The organism is Sphingomonas sp., assembly GCF_042096255.1.
Taxonomy (GTDB): Bacteria; Pseudomonadota; Alphaproteobacteria; order Sphingomonadales; family Sphingomonadaceae; genus Sphingomonas.
Genome location: NZ_JBELLZ010000142.1, coordinates 1 through 5,621 on the forward strand (window position 1 = coordinate 1; position 5,621 = coordinate 5,621).

6 protein-coding genes and 1 tRNA gene are annotated in these 5,621 nt (G+C 68.9%); 4 read left to right on the forward strand and 3 right to left on the reverse strand.

The window, feature by feature from the left end; all coding sequences use genetic code 11:
- Positions 1-32: 32 nt before the first annotated feature.
- Complete coding sequence (locus tag ACFDTH_RS17010; protein WP_375288749.1) at positions 33-935, reverse strand: cupin-like domain-containing protein; 903 nt, start codon at positions 933-935, stop codon at positions 33-35.
- Positions 932-2,008, reverse strand: a complete 1,077-nt coding sequence (locus tag ACFDTH_RS17015; RefSeq protein ID WP_375288750.1) for a GNAT family N-acetyltransferase — start codon at positions 2,006-2,008, stop codon at positions 932-934. The genes ACFDTH_RS17010 and ACFDTH_RS17015 overlap by 4 nt, the downstream gene beginning before the upstream one ends.
- Positions 2,009-2,154: 146 nt before the next feature.
- On the opposite strand from ACFDTH_RS17015, the gene ACFDTH_RS17020 reads away from it, so the two are divergent.
- The 3 genes from ACFDTH_RS17020 to ACFDTH_RS17030 all read left to right on the forward strand — a co-directional run bounded on the left by ACFDTH_RS17020 (position 2,155) and on the right by ACFDTH_RS17030 (position 4,834).
- Positions 2,155-4,014, forward strand: a complete 1,860-nt coding sequence (locus ACFDTH_RS17020) for an AMP-binding protein (RefSeq protein WP_375288751.1) — start codon at positions 2,155-2,157, stop codon at positions 4,012-4,014.
- Between the two features lie 74 nt (positions 4,015-4,088).
- Positions 4,089-4,343 (forward strand): hypothetical protein, encoded by a 255-nt coding sequence (locus tag ACFDTH_RS17025; RefSeq protein ID WP_375288752.1) that lies wholly within the window; start codon positions 4,089-4,091, stop codon positions 4,341-4,343.
- Positions 4,344-4,438: 95 nt separating this feature from the next.
- Positions 4,439-4,834, forward strand: coding sequence for a hypothetical protein (locus ACFDTH_RS17030; RefSeq protein ID WP_375288753.1), 396 nt, complete (start codon positions 4,439-4,441; stop codon positions 4,832-4,834).
- 23 nt (positions 4,835-4,857) lie between these two features.
- Here ACFDTH_RS17030 and ACFDTH_RS17035 read toward each other — a convergent pair.
- Positions 4,858-4,931, reverse strand: a tRNA-Cys gene (locus ACFDTH_RS17035).
- A 158-nt stretch (positions 4,932-5,089) separates the two neighbouring features.
- Between ACFDTH_RS17035 and ACFDTH_RS17040 the strand changes: the two genes are divergently transcribed.
- Positions 5,090-5,621: protein-L-isoaspartate O-methyltransferase (locus tag ACFDTH_RS17040; RefSeq protein WP_375288754.1), on the forward strand; the 532-nt coding region annotated here is incomplete at its 3' end.

The following is a 5,621-nucleotide window of genomic DNA, read 5'->3' on the forward strand; positions in this document are numbered from 1 at the left end:
CCCCCGACCCCTCCCTTGCAGGGAGGGGAGGGTCAGTATGCCGAGCGGTCGCGTTCCTTGCCCAGCACCTTGCGGGCGAGCGCCGTCGCCTTCTTTGTGCCCTTGTGCGCGGCGACCTTGACGTCGTCGAGCAGCGGGGCGGCGCCGGGCGTCGAGGGCGTAGCGCCGAGCTTGCGCAGCCCCGCGTTGAAGCGGTGGAGGCGCGCCTCGCGATCGCTCAGCGCCGAGCGCCAGGTGATCGAGAAGGAGATCGACGGCTCCGGCCCGTTCTGCACCCAGTGCGGCGCCTTGACCGGGACATAGACCGCGTCGCCGGCGTGCATCACGAAGTCGCGCGCCTTGGCGTCGTAGGCGTCGCGGTGCGGCATGTTGCGGTGGCGGCCGCCGAGGTGGAAGGCCTCGTGCACCTCCTGCGGAACGATCTCGAAGTCGCCCGCGGGATAGACGCGCATCGTCTTCTGCCCGGCGATCTGGAGCAGGATGTTGTGCTCGGGATCCATGTGGAAGGGCGTCACCGAGTTGGGCGCGGAGAGGAAGATGAACGCCTCGCGCCGCATGTAGGCGCCGGTCTCGCGCGAAACGGTGGGGGCGATCTCGGCGAGGCACTGGTCGATCAGCGCGGCATAGGCGGGGTCCGCATCGACCTTCTTGAGGACCATCCAGCAGCCGTTGATGGCGATAGTGCGGACGATCTCGGCAGGCGGCAGCGCTTCCTGCCGCACCGCGCCGGGATCCTGCGAGACCGACTGGTCGCCGCGGCTGTGCTCGACATGGCTGGCGGGCAGGCGCGCGGCCAAGTCGGCGAGCGCATCGAGCGCGAACAGGGGATGATGCTGGAGGCGATGGCGGACGGGTGCGGACTCGCCCGGATAGGCGCTGGCGAAATCGGCGATGCCCTCGTCGGGGAGCCAGCGGTCGGTGGCGTCAGCGGTCATGCGGCTTCCTTTCGGCGCCAGCGGCGCGCGGTGGCCTGCGCCGCGACGGCGAGGCGGGAGGACCAGCGGTCGAAGGGGATGGCGAGGCTCACGATCTCGCGCCGCTCGGGCCAGATCCGGTCGATCATCGGGTGGCCGGCGCGCGCGCAGCTGTCGACCAGCGCCAGACCGCGCCGGTCGAGCGCATGGGCCAGATACTCCATCTCCAGCAGCACGCCGGGGGAGAACTGTGCCCAACCCTCGTCATAGGCGATCTTGAGCTGGATTGCGGTGTCGCCCGGCCCCTCAATGCAGGCCAGCATCGCGATCGGCTGTTCGGCGACGGCGAGGCGATGGAAATCGAGTCGGCCGCGCGCCTGCGCCTCGACCAGGATGTCGCGAAAGGCGCATTCGGTGGACGGGTCGGCGGCGGCGGCGACGCCGTCGCGCCCCTTCCAGCCGGTCAGTTCGAGCGCGAACAGCGCGTCGATCCACGGGGTCGGGTCCGCGTCGTCGGCAAGTCGGTCGAAGGTCACGGCACCGCGATCGCCGAGGCGCGCGCGCAGGCGGCGGTGTTCCTTGAGCACCTTGCCGCGGACGTGAAGCGCGGCATGGTTCGCACTGGTGGTGCCGCCGCGCAGGATCGCGCGCTCGTAGCGGCGGGTAACTTCGTGGCGGCGACCGTCGGCGGCGAGCAGGTCAAGCAGCGCGAGAGTCGCGGGCGAATCGGCCGCCAGCGCGGACAAGCGGAGGAAAGCGCCGCCCCCCGACCGGTCGAACCAGGGGAGGGCGGCCTGCCAAAACTCCCGCTCCAGCCCGGCGCGGATCAGTGGCTGGCCGAGCGCGCGGATGGTTTGCTCCCAGTTTTCGGTGGCGAGATCCACACCGAGGCGGCTGCGGGCGCCGAGCGGCAGGAGGCCGGCGAGCCTGTCGTCGGCGTTCCACGCTAGCATTAGCCGCGGCGGCTCCGCGTTGCGCAGCGCCAGCGCCGCCTCCACCATCCAGCGCTCGTAGAAGACGTTGTCGGCCGCGCGCGCCAGATCGTCCCACGCGGCGGCAGGCGCATCGGCAAGCGCAACGGTTTCGATCCGCACGGGAAATGGCCTCGGTCGCGACAGACGGACGAGCGCTACCGGATCAGAGTTCACAAATGGTCACCGGCCCTGACGCGAATGCCAGTTTCCTTGCGCGCCTGAACATGATCTAACGCAAGCAGAACAAAAGTTATGGAGAGAGGGTGATGGCCACCGCACCGAATACGGGCGGAGCACTGCCGCCGTTCCGGCGCCTGCCGCAGAAGGGGCCGGACGTGAGCGTGGAGCATCGCAAGGACGGCGCTATCCTGATCCGGTCGAACCACCCGATGGCGCCACCGGTCCGGTCGATCGCGCACCTGTTTGCCGAGCGCGCGAGCGAGCATCCTGACCGCAACTACCTGATGCAGCGGGAGCCGGGGCACGGCCCCTGGCGCGGCGTCACCTATGGCGAGGCGCTGCGGCAGGTGGAGGGGATTGCACAATGGCTGCTCGACCGCGGGCTGGGTGCTGACGATGCGGTGATGATCCTTTCGCCCAACTCGATCGAGCAGGCGCTGCTGATGCTGGGCTGCTATACCGCGGGCGTGCCGGCGGCGCCGATCAGCCCTGCTTACAGCCTGGTTTCCACCGATCACGCCAAGCTGAAGCATACGTTTGGCGTGCTGCGGCCCCGTGTGGTGTTCGCGCAGGCGGCGGCGCCGTTTGCGCGCGCCTTCGACACGCTGCGCGCGATCGACCCCGACCTCGTCTTCGTCACCGCTGATGGCGGTGATGGCACGGTCTTCTACGGGGACCTCACCGCGACCGAGCCGACCGGCGCGGTCGCCGAGGCGCGCGAGCGGATCGGGCATGAGACGATCGGGAAATACCTGTTTACTTCGGGGTCGACCGGCATGCCCAAGGGGGTGCCGCAGACCCATGGCATGATGGTGCACGTCATCGCCGGCCAGGAGGGGCTGCGCGACGACGAAGGCCCAACCGACGAGCCGCCCTTGTCCCTCGACTGGATGCCGTGGAGCCACATTTCGGCGGGCAACATCCATTTCAACGGCAATATCGCGGCGGGCGGCACGCTCTACCTGGACGAGGGCAAGCCCGTGCCCGGCCTGTTCGAGACGACGATCAAGAACCTCTACGAGGTCTCGCCGCGCGTCTTCGGCTCGGCCCCGGTCGCCTTCGCGATGCTGGCCGAGGCGATGGAGCGCGATCCGGTGCTGCGCCGGGCGTTCTTCCGCAACCTGACGTCGATGGGCTATGGCGGGGCGACGCTGTCCAACGACCTGTACGACCGGATGCAGGCACTGGCGATCGCCGAGACCGGCGAGCGTATCCCGCTGCTGACCATGTACGGCGCCACCGAGACGCAGGGTGTGACGGTGGTGCACTGGGCGACCGAGCGGGTCGGGCTGATCGGCCTCCCGCTGCCGGGCACCACGCTGAAACTGGTGCCGGCGGGCGACAAGATGGAGGTGCGGGTGAAGGGCCCAACCGTCACCACCGGCTATCATCGCGATCCCGAGAAGACCGCGACGGCCTTTGACGAGGAAGGCTTCTACAAGCTGGGCGACGCCGCGCGTTTCCTCGATCCGGAGGACCCGGCGCAGGGGCTGGTGTTCGACGGGCGGGTCACGGAGGACTTCAAGCTCGACAGCGGCACCTGGGTGTCGGTGGGCACGCTGCGCCCCGACGTGGTGGCGGCGGCGAGCCCGTACCTTCAGGACGTGGTGGTGGCGGGACAGGACAAGCCCTTCATCGGTATTCTCGCCTGGCCCTCGGCCGCCGCGCTCCAGACGCTGGCAGAGGCGGCGCCGGGCAGCGACCCGCGCCCGGCGCTCGCTGCGCTGGCGGCGGAAAAGATCGCCGCGTTCAACGCCGTCGCCGGCGGTTCGTCTCGCCGGATCGCGCGCATGGTGCTGCTCGAAACGCCGCCCTCGATCGATGCGGGCGAGATCACCGACAAGGGCTATGTCAACCAGCGCGCGGCGCTGGCCGCCCGGTCGGAGGCGGTGGAGCGGCTGTATCGCGACGTGCCGGGCGACGGAGTGATCGAAATCGGCCGGTGAGCCGAAGGCAGCTTCACTTTGCTGTCACAGGGGGACCATATTGCAAGCGGCGACTCGCAAATCGGGGGGTAGGCATGCCGCGCAAGAAGGACGTTCCATCGCTGACCGAGATCGAGCTGATGCTGGCCAGATCCCTGTACCGCAGCGACAAGTGGGATCCCGATCGCGACGACAAGCAGCCGTTCGAATGGGAAGACCTGCGCCTGACGTATATCCGGCGCGCGAACCGGCTGATGCGCACGTTCGAGAAGGACGGCCTTAAGCTGAGCGAAGTTTCGCCTGCGGCACCGCCTGCCGGCATGCCAATGGCGAGCATGGCCGTCCGCTGAGCTGCTGCGGCGTATCGCGTCATTGCGCCGGGTTACTCCACGACTTCGGGTCGAACGTTCGTAGAACGGTAATCTCCGGTCGGCAGAGATGCCGCATGGCGGGACATCATATTCTCCGCGTCGTGCCCGAACGCGCGCTGATCAGACTGACCATGAGCGGCTTCTACGAGCCCGAGGAGGTTCCAACGTTGGCGGGCGACATGGCACGCGCCGTGGCTGCGTTGGGCTGTGCTCCGCACCAGCACCTGACCTTGGCCGATATCCGGCAGATGGCGATCCAGAGCCAGAAGGCGGTGGAGGCGTTCATGGGCCTTGTCGGATCGGAGGGTGTCCGTTCGCAGAAGCTGGCCTTCATCACTTCGCGCTCGCTGGCCCGGATGCAGGCGCGCCGCCTGACCAGTCGCCCTGGCGTCGAGTTCTTCGACGATATCGAGAGTGCGGAAGCGTGGCTGGACGTAGCCGGTGCGCGCGAGGGCGATGCCCTCGCCTGACCGGCGCGGATCGGTGCGGAAGCTGGAGGCCCGACCGGGAATCGAACCCGGGTGCAAGGATTTGCAGTCCTCTGCGTCACCACTCCGCCATCGGGCCTCGATGCGGGGAGGCGGCAGATGCGGGCAGGCGGGCTGGCTGTCAAGCCGTTGCGCCGCCACCATGCACCGTCTTGGCGACCCAGGCAGCGCGCGTTAACAGGCGACGGCAGCATGAAGTGTGTTGCGTCCCTAAAACAGCTGTGCGACAGGAACCCCATGAACGCGATCATCACAGGCGCCGAGACGGAGGCGATGCGGCAGGCGATGGTGGCCAGCCAATTGCGCACCACCGCGGTGAACGACGTGCGCGTCGTGGCGGCGATGGCTGAGGTGCCGCGCGAGCGGTTCCTGCCCGGCGTTCCGGCGGAGCTGGCCTATCGCGATTCGCTGGTGCCGCTGGGCCGCGGGCGCGAGGCGAACTCGCCGATGGCGACAGGCAAGCTGCTGACCGAGGCCTATCTGCGTCGCACCGACCGGGTGCTGCTGATCGGTGCCGCCGCGGGCTATGCGGCGGCGTGCCTGGCACCGATCGTCGCCCAGGTGGTCGCGGTGGAGAGTGACGGCGTGCTGGCGGCGGCGGCACGCGAGGCACTGGCGTCTTACGACAATGTCGCCGTTGTCGAGGGATCCCTTGCCGAAGGTCAAGCTGAGCAGGCTCCGTTCGATGTCCTGTTCGTCGATGGCGCGGTGGAGGACCTCCCGCCCGCACTGGTCGAGCAGGTCAAGGTCGGCGGCCGGATCGTCACCG